The sequence below is a fragment of the Vibrio methylphosphonaticus genome (genome assembly GCF_023634655.1).
Lineage (GTDB): Bacteria > Pseudomonadota > Gammaproteobacteria > Enterobacterales > Vibrionaceae > Vibrio > Vibrio methylphosphonaticus.
This window is the reverse complement of sequence record NZ_JAMKMS010000021.1, coordinates 34505-55795: the sequence shown is the minus strand read 5'-3', so window position 1 is coordinate 55795 and position 21291 is coordinate 34505. Positions and strand designations below refer to the sequence as shown.

21 protein-coding genes are annotated in these 21291 nt (G+C 43.6%); 8 read left to right on the top strand and 13 right to left on the bottom strand.

The genetic code is table 11. The annotated features are described in order from the left end of the window. Window positions 1–179 precede the first annotated feature (179 nt). From M9196_RS19790 to M9196_RS19775, 4 genes are all read right to left on the bottom strand, one after another. Window positions 180–638: a copper chaperone PCu(A)C gene (locus tag M9196_RS19790; protein WP_250619238.1), complete on the bottom strand. Its 459-nt coding sequence runs from the start codon at window positions 636–638 to the stop codon at window positions 180–182. Between the two features lie 29 nt (window positions 639–667). Then, window positions 668–1279, bottom strand: coding sequence for an SCO family protein (locus tag M9196_RS19785; protein WP_250619237.1), 612 nt, complete (start codon window positions 1277–1279; stop codon window positions 668–670). Further along, the gene (locus M9196_RS19780; RefSeq protein WP_250619236.1) at window positions 1276–1698 is read right to left on the bottom strand and encodes a hypothetical protein; all 423 of its coding nucleotides are present in this window, start codon (window positions 1696–1698) and stop codon (window positions 1276–1278) included. Before M9196_RS19780 ends, M9196_RS19785 begins: the two co-directional genes overlap by 4 nt. Before the next feature lie 367 nt (window positions 1699–2065). Beyond that, complete coding sequence (locus M9196_RS19775) at window positions 2066–3922, bottom strand: ABC transporter ATP-binding protein (RefSeq protein WP_250619235.1); 1857 nt, start codon at window positions 3920–3922, stop codon at window positions 2066–2068. A 540-nt stretch (window positions 3923–4462) separates the two neighbouring features. Here M9196_RS19775 and M9196_RS19770 point away from each other — a divergent pair. The 3 genes from M9196_RS19770 (at window position 4463) to M9196_RS19760 (ending at window position 7630) form a co-directional block, all read left to right on the top strand. Continuing rightward, entirely contained in the window at window positions 4463–5458 is a 996-nt protein-coding gene (locus M9196_RS19770; RefSeq protein ID WP_250619234.1) for an arginine deiminase-related protein, read from the top strand. Window positions 5459–5646: 188 nt separating this feature from the next. Beyond that, a complete protein-coding gene (locus tag M9196_RS19765) occupies window positions 5647–7098 on the top strand; it encodes a catalase (RefSeq protein ID WP_250619233.1) in 1452 nt (483 codons plus the stop codon). Between the two features lie 349 nt (window positions 7099–7447). Then, entirely contained in the window at window positions 7448–7630 is a 183-nt protein-coding gene (locus tag M9196_RS19760; RefSeq protein ID WP_250619232.1) for a hypothetical protein, read from the top strand. 9 nt (window positions 7631–7639) lie between these two features. On the opposite strand, the gene M9196_RS19755 is transcribed toward M9196_RS19760, so the two are convergent. Continuing rightward, window positions 7640–8014: a YybH family protein gene (locus tag M9196_RS19755; RefSeq protein ID WP_250619231.1), complete on the bottom strand. Its 375-nt coding sequence runs from the start codon at window positions 8012–8014 to the stop codon at window positions 7640–7642. A gap of 108 nt (window positions 8015–8122) precedes the next feature. Here M9196_RS19755 and M9196_RS19750 point away from each other — a divergent pair, with 108 nt between their 5' ends. Beyond that, window positions 8123–8989 (top strand): LysR family transcriptional regulator, encoded by an 867-nt coding sequence (locus M9196_RS19750; RefSeq protein WP_250619230.1) that lies wholly within the window; start codon window positions 8123–8125, stop codon window positions 8987–8989. Window positions 8990–9185: 196 nt separating this feature from the next. Here the strand turns inward: M9196_RS19750 and cspE are convergent, their stop codons facing one another. Then, the gene (gene cspE, locus M9196_RS19745) at window positions 9186–9398 is read right to left on the bottom strand and encodes a transcription antiterminator/RNA stability regulator CspE (protein WP_102468123.1); all 213 of its coding nucleotides are present in this window, start codon (window positions 9396–9398) and stop codon (window positions 9186–9188) included. 522 nt (window positions 9399–9920) lie between these two features. Here cspE and M9196_RS19740 point away from each other — a divergent pair. Continuing rightward, on the top strand, window positions 9921–11018 hold the full coding sequence (locus M9196_RS19740; protein WP_250619229.1) for a DUF3080 family protein: 1098 nt from the start codon (window positions 9921–9923) through the stop codon (window positions 11016–11018). A gap of 112 nt (window positions 11019–11130) precedes the next feature. Here the strand turns inward: M9196_RS19740 and M9196_RS19735 are convergent, their stop codons facing one another. Next, window positions 11131–11856 carry a nitroreductase family protein gene (locus M9196_RS19735; RefSeq protein ID WP_250619228.1) on the bottom strand — a complete coding sequence of 242 codons (726 nt, stop codon included), beginning with the start codon at window positions 11854–11856 and terminating at the stop codon, window positions 11131–11133. 52 nt (window positions 11857–11908) lie between these two features. Further along, entirely contained in the window at window positions 11909–12967 is a 1059-nt protein-coding gene (locus M9196_RS19730) for an acyltransferase (RefSeq protein WP_250619227.1), read from the bottom strand. A 296-nt stretch (window positions 12968–13263) separates the two neighbouring features. On the opposite strand from M9196_RS19730, the gene M9196_RS19725 reads away from it, so the two are divergent. Beyond that, window positions 13264–13431: a hypothetical protein gene (locus M9196_RS19725; protein ID WP_250619226.1), complete on the top strand. Its 168-nt coding sequence runs from the start codon at window positions 13264–13266 to the stop codon at window positions 13429–13431. Window positions 13432–13602: 171 nt separating this feature from the next. On the opposite strand, the gene M9196_RS19720 is transcribed toward M9196_RS19725, so the two are convergent. After that, window positions 13603–14271, bottom strand: coding sequence for a pyridoxamine 5'-phosphate oxidase family protein (locus M9196_RS19720; protein ID WP_250619225.1), 669 nt, complete (start codon window positions 14269–14271; stop codon window positions 13603–13605). 93 nt (window positions 14272–14364) lie between these two features. Here M9196_RS19720 and pdxR point away from each other — a divergent pair, with 93 nt between their 5' ends. Then, window positions 14365–15825: a MocR-like pyridoxine biosynthesis transcription factor PdxR gene (gene pdxR / locus M9196_RS19715; protein ID WP_250619224.1), complete on the top strand. Its 1461-nt coding sequence runs from the start codon at window positions 14365–14367 to the stop codon at window positions 15823–15825. Here the strand turns inward: pdxR and M9196_RS19710 are convergent. Together M9196_RS19710 and M9196_RS19705 are read right to left on the bottom strand one after the other, a co-directional pair. Beyond that, complete coding sequence (locus M9196_RS19710) at window positions 15805–16341, bottom strand: hydrolase (protein WP_250619223.1); 537 nt, start codon at window positions 16339–16341, stop codon at window positions 15805–15807. The two genes, pdxR and M9196_RS19710, sit on opposite strands and share 21 nt — an antisense overlap. Before the next feature lie 20 nt (window positions 16342–16361). Beyond that, entirely contained in the window at window positions 16362–17243 is an 882-nt protein-coding gene (locus M9196_RS19705; RefSeq protein ID WP_250619222.1) for a LysR family transcriptional regulator, read from the bottom strand. Between the two features lie 188 nt (window positions 17244–17431). Between M9196_RS19705 and M9196_RS19700 the strand changes: the two genes are divergently transcribed. After that, entirely contained in the window at window positions 17432–17866 is a 435-nt protein-coding gene (locus M9196_RS19700) for an Mpo1 family 2-hydroxy fatty acid dioxygenase (protein WP_250619221.1), read from the top strand. Window positions 17867–17904: 38 nt separating this feature from the next. Here M9196_RS19700 and M9196_RS19695 read toward each other — a convergent pair whose 3' ends face one another. Together M9196_RS19695 and nhaD are read right to left on the bottom strand one after the other, a co-directional pair. Then, complete coding sequence (locus M9196_RS19695) at window positions 17905–19464, bottom strand: hypothetical protein (RefSeq protein ID WP_250619220.1); 1560 nt, start codon at window positions 19462–19464, stop codon at window positions 17905–17907. A 255-nt stretch (window positions 19465–19719) separates the two neighbouring features. After that, a complete protein-coding gene (nhaD, locus tag M9196_RS19690; RefSeq protein WP_250619219.1) occupies window positions 19720–21177 on the bottom strand; it encodes a sodium:proton antiporter NhaD in 1458 nt (485 codons plus the stop codon). Window positions 21178–21291: the final 114 nt, after the last annotated feature.

The window sequence follows — 21291 nt, the reverse complement described above, 5'->3', positions numbered from 1 at the left end:
TTGAGAATTGCTTGGATGAGCGTTTGCCAGTGAACAACGCGGCTTTTTCACGTAAAAAATCCACCTTATCAGAAGGTGGATTTTTTAAACGTAAGTGTGTTGGATCGTCACTTAAATGAAATACTAACCAATTCTCAAGTCATAATGATGACGGGGAAGCGCAATAATTAAGGGAGGTATTAATGATGCGCATGTTTCATTTTGCTCATGCCCGCCATGACTTTTTTCACTGGTACCGTCACCACTTGTACTTCACCATTAGCAAATGTCAATTCAACATCAATCGTTTGGGTTTCTATTAACGGTTCATTGATATCCAGCAGCATGATATGCAGGCTGCCGGGTTTTAACATGATATGCCCATTAGCAGGGATCTCAATACTCTCAACTTGACGCATTTGCATCACTTCACCGTCCATAACCACATCATGAAGTTCGACCACCGCTGCGGCTTGGGAATTTGCTTTAACCAAGGTTCTGGCATGGTCACTGGTGTTTTCTATGGTGGCAAACACCGCACTGGTTGTCGCATTTGGCGCGGTAGCACGTGCGTAAGCGTCATTCACATCAATTGCCGCGTTGGCAAATGATAACGGTGCAAGGGCAAGAAGAGATAAGAGTGTTTTGTTGAGCTTCATGTGGATTCCGATTCTTGTTGTAATGGTTTCTATCCCTGATTATTCAGTCGCTTAATCGCCTCAATAATAGGAGCTGGAGTTAGGGTGTGAGGCACTTTCTCAATCAAAGTACCATCGGGTTTTAGAAAATAGAAGTAAGAGCTATGGTCAAGGGTATAGCCAAGCTTGGAGCCTTCTAGTTCTGTTTTGCGAAATATGACGCCGTAGCGATGAGCCAGTGGTGTGGTAACGTCTAGTGGGGCGGACAAACCTTCGATCATCGGGTGGAAATAGTGAGCATATTCAGCCGATGCAGTGGCGGCGTCGCGCTCAGGGTCGAGAGAGATAAATACAGGCCGAATGGTCGCTTTACTTGCTTCATCAATCTGATTGAGTGCGCCAGCGAGCATGGCCAGTGACGTTGGACAAACATCGGGGCAGCGCGTAAAACCGAAATAGACGATACGGGTTCGGGGATCTTGTTGGTCAAAGACAGCGATAGGCTTATCATTTTCTCCATACAATACTGCATTTGATGTTTTCTCGATCTGACGTTCAGCCTCGGCTTGTTGGCCGGATTCTTTTTGTTGTTGCAGGACGATATTCGCTGCGATACCAACAGCAAAAGCGCCAACAAGTAGCAGTAACCATTTTTTATTCATCGCGTCATCCTTACTGCCGCTTGCACTGAGTTCTCGCCTTCAGCGATGGTGCCGTACCATGTCATACTATCTTCAGTACAGACTGGCAGAACAATTTCACCTTGATAGACATTTGGTTTAATCATGTCTAGTTGGTATTTCACCACACCCATATCCATTTCTTTACCTTGTAAAGACACGAGTAGCTGCTCGGCTTCAGCATTTGGCCAGAACACTTGTATTTCAACGGGCATCAATGGGTGAGCTCGGTCTTTGTTGAGTTGAATTTTAACGCCATCTTGCTCACAAAGTTTGGTCGATAACATGCAGTATTCACTTAAGTCGACATGCATGGTTTTCGCTTTATTGAGCAAATTAGGCAGCACAAAGCCTGCACCGAGTGCAAGCGCAATGAATAAAAACTTTACTTTGTTGTTCAAGTTGTTATCAACCCTGAAGAAATTGGTAGGCGCATCGTAACATAATCAGCAATGGCCGCCGTGCGGTTACTTCAAAAATACGAAATACTTGATGGATATTTATCAAGACGATTGTGCAATAGTGGCAACGATAGTCCCAGAATATGGCTTATGGCTTATGGCTTATGGCTTATGGTTTACGTCTTATAGCTTTACGTCTTATAGCTTATGGTATTAGGAAGCGAATTGATCGATGCTTTTGGACAATAAAAAGAAAGCCACTAATGTTTAGCTAATCGCCATGGTTGGCAGCGAAACGAAGTGGCTCTGTTCGGTGATTGTTCACCTTAAAATATATGAATAAGTCGATTGATAGAGCCTGGGTGGATTATGCTGTACTGTCCTGCTCAACGTCGTCTTCACCACAAATAAACCCACCAGTTTGATGCGCCCAAAGCTGCGCGTAAACGCCTTTTTGTTCAATCAATTCTTGGTGTGTACCTTCTTCAAGCACTCGGCCTTGGTCTAATACAATTAAACGGTCCATCGCGGCAATGGTTGATAGGCGATGGGCAATCGCAATCACGGTTTTACCTTCCATTAGCTCATTTAGACTTTCTTGAATCGCCGCTTCGACTTCAGAATCGAGCGCCGATGTCGCTTCGTCTAGAATCAAAATTGGGGCATTTTTGAGCAGGACACGTGAAATAGCAATACGTTGTCGTTGCCCTCCAGAAAGCTTCACGCCACGTTCGCCGACTTGCGCATCGTAGCCAACATTGCCAAATGGGTCGGTCAGCGTTTCTACAAACTCATTGGCATGAGCCTGTTTGGTTGCAGCGATAAGATCATCTTCCGAGGCGTCCGGACGACCATACATGATATTTTCTCGGATAGAACGGTGCAACAATGAGGTATCTTGCGTGACCATACCAATTTTACTGCGTAACGAATCTTGTGTGACATCTGAAATTGTCTGACCATCGATACGAATCCGACCGCCCTCGACATCATGGAAACGAAGCAATAGATTCACAAGAGTTGATTTTCCAGCACCAGAGCGGCCAACTAGCCCCACTTTCTCGCCCGGTTTAATGTTGAGATTGAGGTTGCTAATTACGCCTTTATTCTCACCATAGTGAAAGCTCACGTCATCAAACTCAATGCCGCCTTGAGCGACGACAATCGGCTTGGCATCTGGTTTATCTTGGATAGCGATAGGTTTAGACATTGTTTTAATGCCATCGACGACAGTACCCATATTTTCAAATAACGCGCCCACCTCCCACATGATCCACATCGACATGCCATTGATTCTCAGGGCCAAACTAATCGCGATGGCGATAGCACCAATGGTAATGGCGCTCTCCATCCATAGGTAGATGGAAATACCAGCGATAGAGAATAATAAAATGTAGTTCGCCAGCTGCACACAGACATCAAACCCTGTCACGAGACGCATTTGTCTGTGGACGGTATCGAGAAATCCATCCATGCCTTCTTTAGCATATTCCGTTTCTCTTTTACTGTGAGAAAAGAGTTTAACAGTCGAGATATTGGTGTAACTGTCTACGATCCGTCCTGTCATCAAAGAACGAGAATCCGCTTGCTCTGCTGCTACTTTTTTAAGTTTAGGGACAAAATAAAGTTGAATTCCGATATAGGCGAACAGCCATAAGAGCATTGGAAGCATTAACCAAAGATCGGCCTGCGCCAAGATAAACAGCATTGAAGTAAAGTACACCATGACATAGACAAAAACGTCAGCCGTTTTCATCACTGTTTCGCGAACTGCTAAGGCCGTTTGCATGACTTTAGTCGCGACTCTTCCAGCAAAATCATCTTGGTAAAAGGACAAACTTTGCTTTAGTAAATAGCGATGCATTTGCCATCGGATCGACATGGGGTAGTTGCCAAGTAACGTTTGATGAGTCAATAACGAATACACCAAAATAAGGGCTGGCATGACGAGCAGAATAACGAGCCCAACCCAAAAGAGTGTGCTTCCGTTTTCTGCCATAAAGGTTTCTGGTGTGCTTGCTGTTAGTAAATCGACCAATTCACCCATGAAGCGAAATAGTGCGACCTCAATAATAGCAACGGTTGTGCTGAGGAGTGCCATAAGAATTAATGGCTTTTCGAACCCGCGAGTATAGTGTCGACAAAAAGCAATGATGCCCTCTGGCGGTTGCTCGGGCTCCTGCTTTGGGAAAGCTTTTGTGAAAGATTCAAAGCGTTTAAACATGGTTCACCTAGGTGCTATAAATGCTCGGGAGCATTCAGAATAAAACGAGGAAATCACGCCATATAGGCAGAGAGAACTGTTAATTAATAATGTGTTGTCGAAGTTGGTTTTCTATTTTACATGGCGAAGATTCCATTTCGCAGAGGCGCACAATGGGGTGCATTAAATTTATGACGAAATTGCAACGCCGACGAAACGGAAACTATTACAAAGTTCAAAAGGCTACGAAATTAATTGTATAGCTTTCAATCTACTGTCTCAAGTTGTGTCATTAGATTTGTTTAAACATGAAGCAATATTGTTAATTTTTTATTGCTGTTGTCTGGCGTGTAGGAAAACGTGGCAGATAGAGAAGCCGTTACTCGATAATTTTACTGACTTGATTGGATATTCAGTAAATATAGCTGCATATATCTTTATAGGCAGCTAATTTACTTGTTTTATTGTGTGGAATAGGGGTGAATTCAGTTAATTGACAATTAACATTTTGCTTACAATTCAAAAATGGTTGATGAAGTTTGTAGAATGAGTGGACTCAATATGAATCAAGGAACTGCTTTACATCTAAAATGGCCACGCCAATCGAAACCACAACGCTCAGTTCAAAATGCGAATTGTGTTGTGATGGTGCCGCCCAAAGAATTTGGCTTCAATGCTGAAACAGCAAAAGATAATGAATTTCAACAACCAGTGACCATGGACTCGGTTGCTGTACGCTCAGCTGCAATGAGCGAATTCAACACTATGGTCGCGTCGTTGCGTAAAGTTGGCGTGCAAGTGGTCGAGTTTGATTACCCTAAATCAGACCAAGAAACGCCCGACGCTGTGTTCCCAAATAACTGGTTTAGTACCACGCAAGATGGAGCGTTTTATACGTTCCCGATGGCGTGTCACAACCGTCAGCATGAAGTCCGTCCTGAAGCGTTAATGAAATCACTACGCGCCGCTGGGCGAGTAGTGATCGCAACGGATTCCTTGGAAAGCTACGCCAAGCAAGACGCGTATTTAGAAAGTACGGGTGTGATGGTTAAAGACCATGTTAACCGTACCATCTATGCTGCGTTATCTCAGCGCTGTGAAAGAGAGGCGCTAGAAGATTATGCTAAGCGTATTGGTTACCATCGTGTTGTCTCTTTTCAAACGGCACTCCCGTCTGGACTACCGATTTATCACACCAATGTGATGATGGCGATTGGGGAAGATTTTGCTGTTATATGCGCTGACCTTATCCCTGAATATGAGCGCCGATTTGTGATTAAATCTTTGGCGAAGTCCAAGCAAGTGATCACCATCAGCGAGCAGCAGATGAATCATTTTTGTGGCAATATTCTGCAACTGGAAACGGTGAATGGAGACAAAATCATTGCCATGTCGCTGTCGGCATACCATGCGTTTACTCCCTCTCAACGACAGCAATTGGGCACCCATGGGAAACTACTCCCTTTCGACGTTTCTACTATTGAGACAATTGGCGGTGGAAGTGTACGTTGTATGTTGGGTGAGGTGTTTTTACCGTCGCGAGTTAAATCACTGTAACCGATGTGTTGTTTTCATTAGCTGAAAGGATTTGTTGGCACCGTTATGATTTCCTTAGTTAATTGTGGCGAGTAATTCGATAGATTTTTCTTATTGAATTGATAGCTAGATTCCGTTGTCTATTTCCAATATCCACGCATATAGTAAGTGTATTCAATCGGCGATGATTTGATCACTAAGGATTTACGATGACTAAGAAATTAACAACAGCAGCAGGTTGCCCTGTTGCGCATAACCAAAATGTGGCAACTGCAGGTAAACGTGGTCCAATGCTACTGCAAGATGTTTGGTTCTTGGAAAAGATGGCGCACTTCGACCGTGAAGTAATTCCTGAGCGTCGTATGCATGCTAAAGGCTCAGGGGCTTACGGCAAGTTTACCGTAACCAATGACATTACCCAGTACACTAAGGCGGCTATTTTTTCTGAGGTAGGAAAAACGACCGAGTTGTTCGCTCGTTTTACCACGGTGGCAGGTGAGCGCGGTGCCGCGGATGCGGAACGCGATATTCGCGGTTTTGCGTTAAAATTTTATACGGAAGAAGGAAACTGGGATTTAGTTGGTAATAATACGCCAGTCTTCTTTTTGCGTGATCCACTCAAGTTTCCAGATCTCAATCACGCGGTGAAACGCGATCCTCGCACTAATATGCGTAGCGCAGAAAACAACTGGGATTTTTGGACGTCATTGCCTGAAGCATTCCATCAAGTCACCATTGTAATGAGTGACCGTGGTATCCCGGCGACCTACCGTCACATGAATGGCTTCGGAAGTCATACTTTCAGTTTGATTAATGCGGACAATGAGCGTGTTTGGGTGAAGTTTCACTTCCAAACGCAGCAAGGGATTCAAAACTTAACGGATCAAGAAGCGGAAGCGCTAGTTGGGCGTGATCGCGAAAGTCACCACCGAGATCTGTATGAAAGTATTGAAAATGGTGAGTATCCAAAATGGACAATGCAGATCCAAGTGATGACTGAAGCTCAGGCTAATGTGAGTAAGTTTAATCCATTTGATCTGACTAAAGTATGGCCTCATGGAGATTTCCCACTGATCGAAGTTGGTGAGTTTGAGCTTAATCGTAATCCTGAAAACTTTTTTGCCGAAGTTGAGCAATCGGCATTTAATCCAGCGGCGATTGTTCCGGGAGTCGGCTTCTCTCCAGATAGAATGTTGCAAGGTCGATTATTCGCCTATGGGGACGCCCAGCGTTACCGTTTAGGGGTGAACCATCACCAGATCCCAGTTAATGCACCACGTTGCCCAGTACATAGCTATCACCGTGATGGAGCGATGCGTATTGATGGAAATTACGGCTCAACAAAAGGTTATGAACCTAATCAGTATGGTGAATGGGCTGAGCAAGCCGAGTATGCAGAGCCAGCGCTAGCAATCGAGGGAGACGCGGGTCATTGGGATCACCGTGAAGACAGTGATTACTTCACCCAAGCCGGTGACCTTTTCCGCCTGATGACGAAAGAACAACAACAACACTTGTTTGAAAATACGGCTCGTTCTGTCGGTTCAGCCTCTAAACCTATTCAACTCAAGCATATTTGGCATGCGCTGCAAGCTGATCGTGCATACGCAGAGGGGCTTGCTGCGGCGTTGAACATTGATATGGTTGATGTGGAGGGTTAGCAATGAAATGGTTGGAGAGAGTATGCCAGCTGGACCATGTCTTTTTTAGCATTGACAACAGAGTGGTGAAAACGTCGATGCAGTGCCAGTATTGTTATTAATATCACTTCTATAGTAATGCCTGGGTATTATCCCAGGCATTTATTATTTCAGCTCGTCAATTAGCACGAAGTTCTTTGTGAACGCCTGGTAGTGATGGCCTGTCTCGCTCCGGTATCCCAACGTTTACATCACGGTTGCACCGCGTCTCATTTATTCTTCACTTTTGATCTAGATCAATTATGTAATTTCTAGTGATGAAGTTTATACTGATACAAGATTGGGAATAGAACCGTACAAAAGGAATTGTATGTTCAAAGTAATAGCGGTGGTAATGGTATTAGCCGGTGTCGTTGTTGGCGCAAAATACAATAGGGAAGTGAATGAGGTACTCGACGTTGAACGCTATGAGTATGTCATGGATAAAGTGCTTGAAAGTCATCTTGTTTTTGAGGAGCTGGGCGAAGAACTCACCCAGCTTTTTGAACCATAACGAAACGGGCTATCGCTCTCCCTGAACTTCAAAGTCATCGCTAATAAGTCGCGCTTGACCGTCATCTTCTACAACCCACAGCTCACGATGAACTACCCCGAAGGCTTTATTCATTGTCCAGTTTGACGTCAATATATAGCCATTTTCGCCGTGAGCTTGCCACTGCGTGTCTGTGTATTCAACCTCTTTAAACCCTTGGTCCATAATGTTTTGCCAAAATGCTTGTATGGCGTTTCGGCCTTCGAATGTACCAAAAGGGCGAGCATGCATGATGCAATTTTCGTTATATTGTGCCGCACAGCCTTGCGCATCTTGATTGTTAAATGCTTCTTGCCATGCTGCGATACCTTGTTTGCAGGCGTTGAGTATTGATTGGTTTGACATAAGGAGCCCTTATTTAAATAACGGAATATGGGTTTAGCATAGCGCTATGATTAGTTCGGAAAAATAGCTATATTAAAAAAGAATGTTTAATAAAACAGAACAATAATAATGAATCGCTTAAGACAAATGTCCATTTTCGCTCGTATTGTGGAGGCTGGCTCTATTTCAGCAGCCGCAGACACATTAGAAGTATCAAAGTCGGTTGTGAGTCAGCACCTAAAGGCACTTGAGACAGAGTTAGGCTTAACGCTACTCAAGCGAACAACGAGGCGACAGACGCTCACAGAGGCAGGTCGCAATTTTTATTCTCGCTGTAAGGATCTCAATGGCATTATCGATGCAGCTTGGTCTGAGGCTCAAGAGTTGGTCGAAGAGCCAACAGGACGAGTCAGAATAACAGCGCCAAACGCTCTCATGGAAACGCTCATAACGCCGATTATTGGGGATTTAATGCAGCAATATCCGCGTTTAGAGCCAGAATTGATAAGCAGTGATCAACATATTGATTTTTATGAGCATGATATTGATTTGGCGATTCGAGTAGGGCAGTCGAAAAGCAGTAATTTAAAGCAGCGACGTTTGGGTCAGTTTCGAGATGTGCTATGCGGGGAAGCATCGTTGGTGTCTCGCGTGGCGCTTGATGACCTCAACTATATATCTAATCACTGGCAAGGGCGGCAGATCCATCATGTTTTAACAAACACAAAAGAGGGCAGTGTGGAATACCACAAAGAGGCGCGCTGCATGACAAATTCATTCCATAGTAGCTTATCACTAATCTCTCAGGGTGCGGGGATAGGGCTGGTACCTGATTTTTATCTGCCATTGGTGAGCCCAAAGCTCGTGCCCGTATTACCAAACCATCATTTGTCACTAAATTCTATTTATGCGCTTAATCCATTTAGTCATAGCGTACCGATGTCAGTAACGGTATGCACTCAAGCAATTGAACAGCAACTCATCAAGTTAGTTTAATTTGCCTAAAATACTGGAAATATAGAAATATAGAAATATAGAAATATAGAGAATGACATTAAAAAGAGGCAGTGTGCGTTTTTGTTTTGTTTAGAGTACTTAAAGCTGAGGATTAGCGCTTGGACGTAACGAAGAGGTATAACGAGAGAGGATAAAAAAGTGGCGCAAACAGTAAACTGTTTGCGCCGCTCTTAAATTAGATAGCTACTACGTTTGCAGCTTGTGGGCCTTTTTGGCCTTGCTCTACTTCAAAAGACACTTTTTGGCCTTCAGCAAGAGTTTTGAAACCTTCAGAAGCGATAGCACGGAAGTGAACGAATACGTCAGCACCGCCGTTGTCTTGAGTAATGAAACCGAAACCTTTCTCTTCGTTAAACCATTTTACGATGCCAGTAGTTTTGTTAGACATGAGAGCCCCTTAATATATTTAATTTCATAAAGTTATCGCGAGATTGCGATGCGCTGATAGCTCGGAATTATTAAATGTTACGATGAAGCAAGGGAAACACTGAGGATAACAACACTAACGTGGGCATTCTAAGGCTTTACTTTTACTTGATGTTTCATTAATAACTCTGTTCAACAGAGCGAGACAAATCATACCCGACCCCTGTGGTAAGTAAAGCGTTATTTTGTTTTTTTCGGAATATATTTCACTATATTTTCTATCGTAATTGCAGCTTCTCGCGCTTCTGGTTGATTTTGTAGATTTATATGGCTGATTTAAAACAATTATTGTCCGTTAAAGACGAGGCCTATAGTGCTGGGTCAGGCGGTTAAAATAGTTTCAATGAATCATGTAAAAGCGCGTTCAACCTTGGTGAAAGGTGGAGTATTGACTCTATAGATTAGAGGTCGTGGGGTGTACATTAATCGATATTTTTGTCAGCGATTGTGAACGATAGTGGGCTAGTCTTACGTAACAAACTCTATGTACAACAACCTTCGGTGGAAAATGGTGTTGTTGCCAAATTTAACCTCTGTGAGGTCGATAAAACGCGGCGCGCTACTTATAGTTAGTGCGGCAAGCGTATTTGGATGCTTTCAATCTAATGACCAAAGCGAGCTCTTTAGTGATTATCAAAGCCGTGTTGCCTCGGTTCAGGATCAACCGGTTCTTAGTGTGCCTGCTGTCGGCTTGGTAAGCTTGCCTGCTAAGCGCGATATGGTGAGGGCGATCCCTGTGACGACTTTAGGCCTAGTACAAACCTATCAGCTACGTAACTGTGGATTATTTGGGCTGGTTGCAGAAAAGAACTCGTCGCTTGGCAAGGTGCAAGATGAGTTTCGATTTTTTGATTACCAGATAAAGCTCATTGCAGGATTAGAAGCGTGCTTAATGTCGGACAGTATTGACAGCGATCTTAAGTCCGAACTTCAAACAATACTCGACAGTAAATATCAACACCTGCCCTATTATTTCTCTAACCTTGTGCTATCCAGCGACGCAATGAGATCTCAATTGAATAGCGATGGGTGGTTGGCATCGGACGTGAGTCGAATGGCGATTTATGTCCAGCCTGCTTTGGCTCAACTCAATCAAATGTCGGATTACATCATTGGCATCCAAGCGGGAACCCAAATATCACAAGAGAGGCCAGAGTCACTAATAGAGTATCAAGAGGTCTTAGAAAAACAGCGTGTGATTGGTAACCTGCTGTTTTCACTGAAAGCAAGCTCGAAGTGGCTCAATGCTATTACCCATCAGCTAAGAGAGTATGACTCAAAGGTAGTTTGTGGACCAGGCAGAGACATGACTCGATTTCGTTACTTGGTGAACGTTTTTAATCAAATATTCATCGCAAACGTCCAGCCTTATTTGTCGTTGCTTAATTCTGAATATCGAGTAATTGAGTTGGATCTTCGTGTCATTGACTCGGCGTTGCTGGCCGGTAACCATGAGCTTGTTCATTACCCGACTCACGACATCTACCAGCAATTTACTAAAGCGACGCAATCACACGTAGGGTATTGGAAAGCCTTGTTTCGACGCTGTGGAAAAACGCTGAAGGACGTCCGTAATGACTGAAGGTATGAGGCGAATCAGGCGTTATGATGCCGCCTGATTGACGCTTACGCATGGTTGGTATGGAGACGAAGTGCGTTATCAGCACCGTCAGACCGACAGCGATGAACGATCATCAATGCTTAAACACCACCTCAGACAGGGGCACTCGGTGGCGCTCACCATATATGCCGTCATCAGCACGCACACCACAGCTAATGATCATCGTGATTTCATGTCGTGCATCTATTGCTAGTAATTGTTTGGCGCGAAGTGAATCAAAGCCTTCCATAGGGCAGGTGTCATAACCTTGTTCGCGCATGGATAGCATAAAAGTCATTGCCGCCAATGCAGCACTTTTGTGCAAACAAACACGTACATCTTCCTTACTTACCTCTCTAACCATGGGTTTGTTACGGCCAATCCAAAAACTAAACAGTTTGCGTGCAATGCCTCGAAGCCCGATTTTGTCGTTGTTGTATAGTGTGGGAATGAGCGAGTCATAGTACTTAAGCGCGCGTTTGGTGGTGGTATCTTCGCGCCCAGCAAACGCGGCGCGAACTTTTTCCGCATTCATATGAGCGCGCTGTTGCCAAATGTTTGGTGTTACGGTGACGACAACCAGTTCATTTGCCGTTTTTGCAGCATTCTGTCCCATACAGATTTCAGCCAATTTTTGTCGTTTGTCTTCACTTATTACGCGATGGAATGCCCACATTTGCATATTACTGCTGTTTGGGCTGAGTGTTGCAAGTTCTAGCGCTTTGTTAACCGCGTTATGGTCAAACTGAGCTTCGGTGTCGTATTTGCGCACTGAACGTCGAGAGTTAAGAATGTGTTCTAGAGATGGAGACTGAATCATAATAAAGTGACCAAACAGGAAGTTTGGTCACTTTCTAACAGTTATTGAGGGTCTATTCAAGCTGCTGAGAGGAAGGCGGTTTAAGCTTTCTAAACGATGCTGTCGACAAAGGCGTCTTTTCTAGCAAAATAGCGATAGCTGGAGTGAGAATAAGCGTACCAATGAACACCAATGCATCTCGAGAGAAAAATTCTACGCCTAGTATCCCCGCCAGGTTATTTAAGCCAATGATAATAAGCAAATGCACGACATACATAGGAAGCACCAGTTTTGCTAACTTATGGACGATAGGGTAATTGCCGAGTTGTGGCTTACTTTGTAGCCATAAAAAGATTCCTGTTGCCCAAAATACCGTCCCAATCAAAAAGTCGTTACTATTAAATTCATGCCCTAATTGATGCAAATACAAGGCTTCAGAATAGTGTAGAGCGATTCCTAAAGCTGCCAACAATATCGCTTTCGAGGCCGATAACGTCCAGCGCCGACGGCGAATTTCAAACCCAATGGAAACCATTAGGAAGCTAATAAAAGGACCATTTCGAGTAAAAATAGCAGTTTCGTCGTGAGTGATTACCTGATAGCTACCTGCAATAAGGCCGTAGGTATAAATGATGGCAGCAAACGGGATAAGCAAGGTTCGGCAGTGGTTGTCAACAAACCATGCGATCATCAAAACAGCCAAACATAATGAAGGTAAAAACCACAAGTGCACTAGCCCACCTTCGAACAGTGAGTTTAGTGGATTTAGCAGTAGGTAGTTCCAGTATTGCTGACGTTCGGCAAGGTAACCAAGCTCACTGACAACCGCGAGGTTAAAGGGAGTGAGCAAGTAGACCACACTCCACACTACCCAAATTATCATAATAGGATAACTGTAACTTCGCGCTGTACTATAGGGATTATCATTGAGTTTTGGCTGTATCAGATAGCCAGCAATGATAAAAAATAGAGGAACAGCGAAGCGAGCCGCTTGGTTAGTGACATAATTGAACCATGGCTCATCACTAACGAACCCGTGGGTTAAAAATAGCTGACAATGTATAGAGATAATCGCGATTAGCGCAACAATTCTGGCCAGTTCAAAGCTACTCACGATCTTATTATTCGACACACCAACCCCTTGTAAATGATGATAAGAAAACGGTAACGCGCCTCTTAGAGATTATCTCATGTGTTATATCAATAGTTGTCGAATTTGCTTGCAACTAAGTGTAACAATTGGCGGTAGACCGCATATTTACGCAACTTCAACGACAAATAGACGACATCTTGTTGGGCTTAGTCTGATAAAAGTTCGCCAAATAGAATAGTTGTTTAGTTAATCTGAACGCTACTTTAAAAATGCTTGATATTCTGAACGAAAAGGCTGAGTTAGCATTCAATGAACCATAACGCGAGGAGACGCATATGTGTAAGTTGGATGACGGTTACGAAGATCTTATGTTTGAAATTGACGATGCAGATATAGAAATGCTGGGCTGGGATGACAAAGAGTGGTGGTTTGAATTGATAGTCTTTTTGCTGATTTTAGCCTGCGCGACGGTCATTGCTTTTTTCCGTGTCATCGGTGATTAATGTCATGAGTGCCACATTAGAGTGGCAAGTAGACAAACTTAGCACTGAATCGAAGGTTAACGATGGAGTTGGTAGGGATTGACCAACTCACATGAAAAGACGGGTTTATTTCAAGAGTACGAGATGCAGGTGTTTACTGGCCAGTCAACCTGCAGCAAGACATAGGTATGTTCATTGATTGGATTCGTCATACCAACGGTTAGGGTAGGCGTGATGATAATCGGGTTCTTCTATCTCAGGATCTAGTCCTACACACGCTTCAAGCGGGCCAACGATGGTTCGGTAGGGCAAAATACCTGCCCATGCTTTAATACTCATATCCGCGTCATCATCATTTACCCCGTGACGCCCAATTTTCACTGAGGCTTCACTCAATTCAATGGCGAGTAAATCCGTGGCAGCCAACTCTTTTTTATTACTCAACCTTACCTCTTGGGTTCTGCCAGGGGCAATATGTTCGATAAAGTGATTTAAGATTCTATCTTTTTCATTGATGTCATCAATGGCCGTGAAACGACCAAAAACCATAGCGCTGCGATAGTGAGCGCTGTGATGAAAAGCGGAGCGGGCTAATACCCAACCATCAAAAAGCGTAAAGGTTAAACAGGTTGCTTGCCCGGATTTTAATGAACGCAATAGTCGACTATTTTTTGCACCATGAATGTACACATGATTGTCTAATCGCCATGCCAACATAGGAATCACAACAGGCCCCTGCTCATTTGTGATAGCAACATGGGCAATCAAGGACTCATCAATGATATCGTGCAGTGCTTGTTGCTCAATTACGGCTTTGTGGCTGCCCTTTTTTATTTCGGTACGTTTAGTTTGTGACAACATGCTGTTTCGCTCCCTATTCAATGTGATACCGTTAAAGTAGTAAATATCTGGCACCATTAAGAGTGCCAATTGGTAGATAAATGTGGATCCAAAATGGCTGACATTGATACGGCAAACCTCGTTTTAGTGAATGAAGGGAAGACACTTCAACAAGCGTTATTTGAGCAGATTAGAGAGAGAATTCTTTGTGGTTCATGGCTAGCGGGAGCAAGGCTACCTTCAACACGCGCGTTGGCTTTGGAATTAAATGTGAGTCGAAATACCGTCATACATACTTATGATCAACTATTGGCAGAAGGCTACTTGGTTTCTAAAGCCAAATCTGGTTTTTTTGTTGCGGTGACGCCTCCTGATAAGTTTCTAACCACAATCGGGTCGAAATCACCAGCGAGTCAAGGCACTAATAATTCACCAAATAACGGTTTGTTTGCACCCGGTGTCGCTGATTTTTCACAGTTCCCAACCAAACAATGGAACCGATACTTGCAGCGTCATGTTGGGCGTTCTTCGCTTTTAGGAACCCAAGATTTACAAGGCTTGATCGCGTTAAGAGAAGCACTGGCGGCTTACTTAACCAGTAGTCGTTCGGTTGAGTGTTGTGCCGACCAAGTCATCGTCACATCAGGTGCTCAACAATCCATTGCCATCGCGTTATTGGTGACACAATCAGCGAGTACGACAAGGCCGTTTTTGGTTGAATCCCCTGGTTATAAACAAGTGGTTAAAGTGCTGGATCTCTTTAACATCAACTATGACTATGTAACCGTGTCGTCGGTATCTGGTCTTGATGTGGATGCTGTGCTGTCTAGCTCAGCATCAGGGGTTTATTTAACGCCTAGCAACCAATATCCGATGGGGTGCTCGCTCAATACGGATCAAAGGTTGCAGCTTATAGAGTGGGCGAAACGTGGTAAGCGATGGATCATAGAGGACGATTACGACAGTGAGTTTCAGTTTGACAGTCGGCCTTTTCGAAGTATGCAAGGTTTGGCGGCGCATGCAAGTTCCGCCGATCAAGTAATCTATATCGGATCGACGAGTAAGGTGATGTTTAACGCACTTCGATTGGGCTACATGGTGGTCCCAAAGCATTTAGTAGCAAGGTGCTTAGAGGTTAAAGATGCCTTGTCTGGTGATACGCCGTCGCAGACTCAAGCTGCTCTCGCTGATTTTATATCCGAAGGAGGATTGGTTAGGCACATTCGTAAGATGCGTCGTATCTATGAAGCGAAATTTCAGGTAATAAAAACAAAAATTAAGCAACGATTTTCTGGCGATTGGGTAGTGGTATCCCAAGGTGCTGGCTTACACATTACCGTAGAGTGGCGTTCAAAGGTGGATGAGGTGTTGTTTGCCAATCAAGCGGAGCAACGGGGTGTAGTAGTGCGACCAATGCGTTTTTACCGGCCTGAACAGGATAAAGACATACCGCAATGCGAGGGGCGTAATGGTGCGATCGTGCTTGGGTTTGGCAATGCCGCTATTGATGACATTGCTCCAAGTATTAACCAGCTATCGATTCTTTATTATCAGTTACTTAATGATCTTGAGTAATGCCCTGAATTGGTCGCCTTCCGCTGTCTTTTGCAGTTCAAAAAGAGCCATTTCAGTCGAGGTTAACGTAGCGCCGGCGTGTGTTAAGCGTTGAATCGCCAATGCCTTATTTTCTGGTGTGCGTGAAGAGATAGCATCGGTGACCAAATGAACGTGAAAACCTTGAGAGAGTAAGTCTATTGCGGTTTGGTAAACACAAATATGTGCCTCAATACCGACCAGTAGTATATGTTTTTTATCCGGGTCGACAGCACGGCGAACGGCGGCCTCTTTCCAGGCACTAAAGCTGGTTTTTGCGATGGCTTTTCTATCTGGCAGTTCATCGCTTATCTCGTTGATTGTTTTGCCTAATTTTTCAGGGATTTGTTCTACCCACACAATGGGTAAGTCCATAAGCAGAGCAGCTTTAGTCATGGTATGTAAGTGACCAAACAATGCATCCCTGTCATGCATGATTTGAGCAAGCTTGCCTTGCACATCGACAATCATTAATTGGGTATCGTTTTTCTCTAACAAAGTTGCCTCCATTCTATATTCTATCGTTCCAGTATTGCTTCAATGAACCAGCTTCCCGCTTGGCCTAAGCCACTTCGCCAAGTCATCTCCACCGGCCAAACCATCGCATTATCATAACGACCTACATCAAGTTTTTTAACTAGACCAAGGTCTAGGTAAGGCTTGGCTAACTGTTCTGGATATAAACTGAAGCCAACACCGAGAGTGAGTAAGTCATGCAATTGATAGCTGCTTTGATAGCGAATGAGTTTGGGACTGAATCGTAAAGACTCGACCAGTTCCGTCGTGGCAATTTGACCTTCGTCAGTGAGAAGCTGAGGGTAGTGTTCCAAATCTTGTTGTGTAATTTCCCCCTTGAGTGCCGCGAGTGGGTGCGTAGGGGACACGATAAAGCACCATTGGATCGAGTCGATGACCGCGTGGTCTGTTCCTCGTATGGGATGAAGTTGTGCCGGGGCGATCATAATATCCGCGCCGAAGCTTTCTGAGTTTAGCGCCAAACCTTGGGTTTCAGCATCAATAAGATTCAAGTCAACATCAGGAAACCGTTGCAGCATCTGAGCGATGATATCGACGAAACGGGGATATAACGTCATGCTGTGGGTCGCGATAGTAAGTTGAGTTTCTTCTCCTCGTTGTAGCGAGCGTGCTTTTTGTTCAATGGCAGTATGGCGAGGCATTATATCAAGCGCTTGAAAGTACAGTGCTCTTCCTTCATCACTTAGTGAAGGACTTTTTCCGGCTACTCGTTCAAACAACACGACACCTAAATCCAATTCCAAGGATTGCACTGCCTGATTGACGGCTGAGGCACTCACACCTAACTGTCGTGCCGCAGCAGAAAAGGATCCTAGCTCAGTGATGGTGACAAGATATTGAAGCCTTTCAAAGGTTAGTAACATGAAAATCCCAGATGAAAGTAAGCGGTTAGAGTTTACACTGTAAACCTATTTGATCGATTTTTCTTGACCATGTATTCGCAAATCGACGCTTTTCCCGTTTTGCGCCAAATAGGTAATGATCAGCAGGCAATGCTTGGCTTTCTGTTCTAGAGTAATAATTCCACAAAAGAGAGTGAACGAGGAAGAGAATGAAATCGTTACAAGAATGGTTGGATGCTTATGGGGAAAGTCATCAAAATAACACGAATCGGAAAATTCATAAGGTGGCGGTACCTGGAATCTATCTATCGATCGTTGGGCTCATTTGGTCACTACCTCCATTGAGCCTAGGGGAAATGAATATTAATTGGGTATGGTTAGTGATGTTACCGGTGATGGGATTTTATGCTCGACTATCTAAATCCGTGCTGCTTCAGATGTTGTTATTTACTTTAGCATGCTTAGCCACGATATCCTTTTTGACCCTATTCGGCGTTCCGATTCTCACCTCATCTGTTGTGCTTTTTGTTGTACTTTGGTTGTTACAATTTGTTGGACACCATATTGAAGGAAAGAAACCTTCATTTTTTGATGATATTCAGTTTTTACTGATAGGGCCTATCTGGGTATTTCGCCAAAAGTAAATTTGGCCTCACAGTTATCGAGGCCAAAATCATAATGTTTACTGAACTAAAGTGTCATGATAATCCAGAAATGAATTTCCGATAGTTTGCACCGAGAGATGACTAGGTTGGTTAAACCCAGAGTTATCCCCTTGCCAAGTAAGATGCCCCAATATTGATGTCACTGTTTGTCCAGAGTTAATCGGGTCAAGGTATGACACTAAAGGTTCGGCAGAGAGGTCTTGGCATTGAATTGTACTGTCGTTTCCTAAATCGTTTAGCGTGCAGTCAATACCATCTATCGGCTGCCATCGCCATAAATGAGCAGGCGTTGTGAGCTGTACAGTGACAGAAAACGGTTCAAGAGAGTTTGTATAATAGGGTGAAATGATACCTTCTAGTTGGATCTGGTCATGTGTGGAGTCCCACCAAGTTAGTGTAATGTGGGCGGTCGGGGTATCGTCAACATTGTTTGGGTCTGAAAAACCAAGAAATTCACTAAGGTTTGAAAACTGGTCGTTATCTAAGTCTTCCTCACTGTCATTTACGAGAGGGTTGAGACCAAACAGTATTTCATAACCATCCCACATTTTGTCATTATCCTGGTCATTAAAATTAATCAAAACTGGGTTGCTGAGCATCCAAGATGGAATTGTTTTTTCAAAAGTGAGGGTATCATCGACGGTATTTCTAAGGACAATATGACTCGTCATTTCAAATTGGTCTGGCATATCAGCGCTGGGTTCAGTCTTATGATATTGCGCGGTGAGCAGCATAGTATTATCGACAGATTTAAATTGTAAACTTCCCCCAGCAAGAACTAATGGCGTCCCAAGCGATCTTGGTAGATTAGAGTCTTGCTGGAAATATTCTAAATTTATCGATGAGATATCTATATAGCCAGTATCAGATAAATATATTTTCCCTGAGTGGTTAGTATAATTGGTAAAGAAGATGTTATGTGAGTTTGAGAAATATGCAGAACTTTTTACGTCAACTAATATTGATTCGATAGAGGTATTCGTATTAATACTGATGTTATTTTCTTTAATATGCTGGCAAGAAGCTAAATGTGAGTCTTTGATCGTGCCATCAATTTGAGTATAACTACCATCAGGTTGGGTAATTTTAAAGTTCGCGTATGAGGTGCTCATTGTTATCGGTTGCATGAGCTGTATATCAGATTCATACACATTGATCTGTAATGTCCCATTTAAGGTTACACCACTGCCATCAAGGTCACATTGCTGATAGCGTTGAATTTGATAACCCGTCTGAGTGAGAGTATCAATGTGAGTCGTAGTAGTGCCGGTGCCACTGAAACAGTTCAGTCCTTGTTCTTCTTGATTTAATGGGGCGACAGAATTCTGAGAAGCATAGGTTGTGACATTTGAGGTATACGGTGAACTGTTAAAAAGTAATGTATTGCTGAGTGTCGCAGCCAATGTTTCCGGTGTAATAAGTTTGGCCTGTTCCATATTGCCTTGGTAGATCGGCTGTGTATTCAAGGATGGAAAATTTTGGCTATTATTAGCACTTCCATCACTGCTTCCTCCACCATCACAGGCGGTAAGTACACTTACTGCTATTGATGCGGAAATATAAAATTTAATATTCATTCTTGTATCCAATATCGATATGTAATTTGCCAAAAATGAAAGTATTAATAAAAGATATTATTAATACTTTCATATCGCGAAGGGGGAGTTACACCTACTCGATTTTGGTAGGTTTATATTATTGATAAGGGAATGTTATATTAAGGCAGGGTGTACAGAACGTGATTATATTCGCGTTTGTAAAATAACCTGTAAATTATAATGTTCTTGTTAAAGAAAAACGAGAATAACTTACGTTACTCTCGCTCTACTTCTTTAGAATAAATGACCGTTCAAACTAAGATGAAGTAAGATACTTGCCGCATAACCAAGTGCGATAACGGGGGCCCATTTTAAATGACCAAAGAAGGTATATTTTCCATGAGCCGCACCCATTAAAGCAACCCCAGCGGCCGATCCGATAGAGAGTAAACTACCGCCGACCCCTGCGGTTAAGGTGACTAATAACCAGTTGCCTATTGAAAGCTCTGGGCTCATTGTCAGAACGGCAAACATAACCGGAATGTTGTCGACAATGGCAGACAGTATGCCAACCATGACGTTAGCCCAGACGGGATCCCATTGGGTGTACATGATTTCAGAAACTACACCAAGGTAACCGAGTAAGCTCAATCCCCCCACACACATCACCACGCCATAGAAAAATAGCAGCGTATCCCATTCGGCATGGGATACTCGGCGAAATACATCAAAAGGGACAATTGAACCTAAGCGTTTGAGTGCCATTTCATCATTATTGGCAATGGCCATGGCTTTCTTTTTTGCAATAGAGCGGGGCAGAGTTCGGCGTAGGAAAAATCCAAAAAACTGTAGATAGGCAAGCCCCATCATCATTCCCATTACTGGTGGGAAGTGCAGTACTGCATGAAATGCGACGGCGGTAGCGATGGTGAGTACAAACAGACCAACAATCCTTAATGCACCGCGCTTGAGCTCAATATGTTCGTGAACCGCGTCAGGTTGTGTCTTTGGAACAAAGAGAGACATAATGACTGCGGGGATAAGGTAGTTAACGACAGAAGGCAGAAAGAGTGGCATGAACTCAGAAAAAGAGACATGTCCTGCCTGCCATACCATTAACGTCGTAATATCGCCAAATGGACTAAACGCTCCGCCAGCATTGGCGGCGATAACAATGTTAATGCAGGCAATGTTGACAAACTTCAGGTTACTTCCACCCACTTTAAGCACAACAGCGCACATCAACAGAGCTGTGGTTAAGTTATCGGCAATAGGGGAGATGAAAAAAGATAGGATGCCGGTTAACCAAAATAACGTTCGAAAATTGAATCCTTTGCCTACCATCCAAGATTGAAGGGCATCGAACAGTCTCCTCTCTTCCATTGCGGATATGTAAGTCATGGCAACGAGCAAGAACAATAGCAGCTCTGCGTATTCAAGCAGGTTGTGCTCTAAAGCGGCTTTGGCGACGTCAACTTGATCGAATTCTTTATAAACGAATCCAATGATGATCCATATAAGACCTGCAGCGAGTAATACCGGTTTGGATTTTCGTAGTTGTAGGTACTCCTCCATCATCACTAAGGCATAAGCGAAACCAAAAATAATCAGCGCAGCGTAGCCAGCAGTTGATTGGGTTAGGTTTAGTGGCTCAGTAGAGGCGATAGCAGAAGCAAAGGCGGAGTGAGAAAAAAGAGTGCTGGCAACTAAAAAGAGTAGAAAAAAAAAGGGTCGTTGACGCGTCTTAATCATGTTTTGATCCTTCAAAAGCAAATAAAATCAGTCGTTAACATTAAGTACACGATATTTTAAAGTGAAATCAACAAAATCGTTGTGAGCTAACTCTTATCTAAAGAAAACGCTGTT

Coding starts and splice junctions, on each gene's coding strand:
- M9196_RS19725 (WP_250619226.1), top strand. CDS start 13,264: ATGTGTAAGTTGGATGACGGTTACGAAGATCTTATGTTTGAAATTGAC.
- cspE (WP_102468123.1), bottom strand. CDS start 9,398: ATGTCTAACAAAACTACTGGCATCGTAAAATGGTTTAACGAAGAGAAA.
- pdxR (WP_250619224.1), top strand. CDS start 14,365: ATGGCTGACATTGATACGGCAAACCTCGTTTTAGTGAATGAAGGGAAG.
- M9196_RS19740 (WP_250619229.1), top strand. CDS start 9,921: ATGTACAACAACCTTCGGTGGAAAATGGTGTTGTTGCCAAATTTAACC.
- M9196_RS19790 (WP_250619238.1), bottom strand. CDS start 638: ATGAAGCTCAACAAAACACTCTTATCTCTTCTTGCCCTTGCACCGTTA.
- M9196_RS19700 (WP_250619221.1), top strand. CDS start 17,432: ATGAAATCGTTACAAGAATGGTTGGATGCTTATGGGGAAAGTCATCAA.
- M9196_RS19720 (WP_250619225.1), bottom strand. CDS start 14,271: ATGTTGTCACAAACTAAACGTACCGAAATAAAAAAGGGCAGCCACAAA.
- M9196_RS19765 (WP_250619233.1), top strand. CDS start 5,647: ATGACTAAGAAATTAACAACAGCAGCAGGTTGCCCTGTTGCGCATAAC.
- M9196_RS19755 (WP_250619231.1), bottom strand. CDS start 8,014: ATGTCAAACCAATCAATACTCAACGCCTGCAAACAAGGTATCGCAGCA.
- M9196_RS19770 (WP_250619234.1), top strand. CDS start 4,463: ATGAATCAAGGAACTGCTTTACATCTAAAATGGCCACGCCAATCGAAA.
- M9196_RS19735 (WP_250619228.1), bottom strand. CDS start 11,856: ATGATTCAGTCTCCATCTCTAGAACACATTCTTAACTCTCGACGTTCA.
- M9196_RS19705 (WP_250619222.1), bottom strand. CDS start 17,243: ATGTTACTAACCTTTGAAAGGCTTCAATATCTTGTCACCATCACTGAG.
- M9196_RS19695 (WP_250619220.1), bottom strand. CDS start 19,464: ATGAATATTAAATTTTATATTTCCGCATCAATAGCAGTAAGTGTACTT.
- M9196_RS19785 (WP_250619237.1), bottom strand. CDS start 1,279: ATGAATAAAAAATGGTTACTGCTACTTGTTGGCGCTTTTGCTGTTGGT.
- M9196_RS19750 (WP_250619230.1), top strand. CDS start 8,123: ATGAATCGCTTAAGACAAATGTCCATTTTCGCTCGTATTGTGGAGGCT.
- M9196_RS19775 (WP_250619235.1), bottom strand. CDS start 3,922: ATGTTTAAACGCTTTGAATCTTTCACAAAAGCTTTCCCAAAGCAGGAG.
- nhaD (WP_250619219.1), bottom strand. CDS start 21,177: ATGATTAAGACGCGTCAACGACCCTTTTTTTTTCTACTCTTTTTAGTT.
- M9196_RS19760 (WP_250619232.1), top strand. CDS start 7,448: ATGTTCAAAGTAATAGCGGTGGTAATGGTATTAGCCGGTGTCGTTGTT.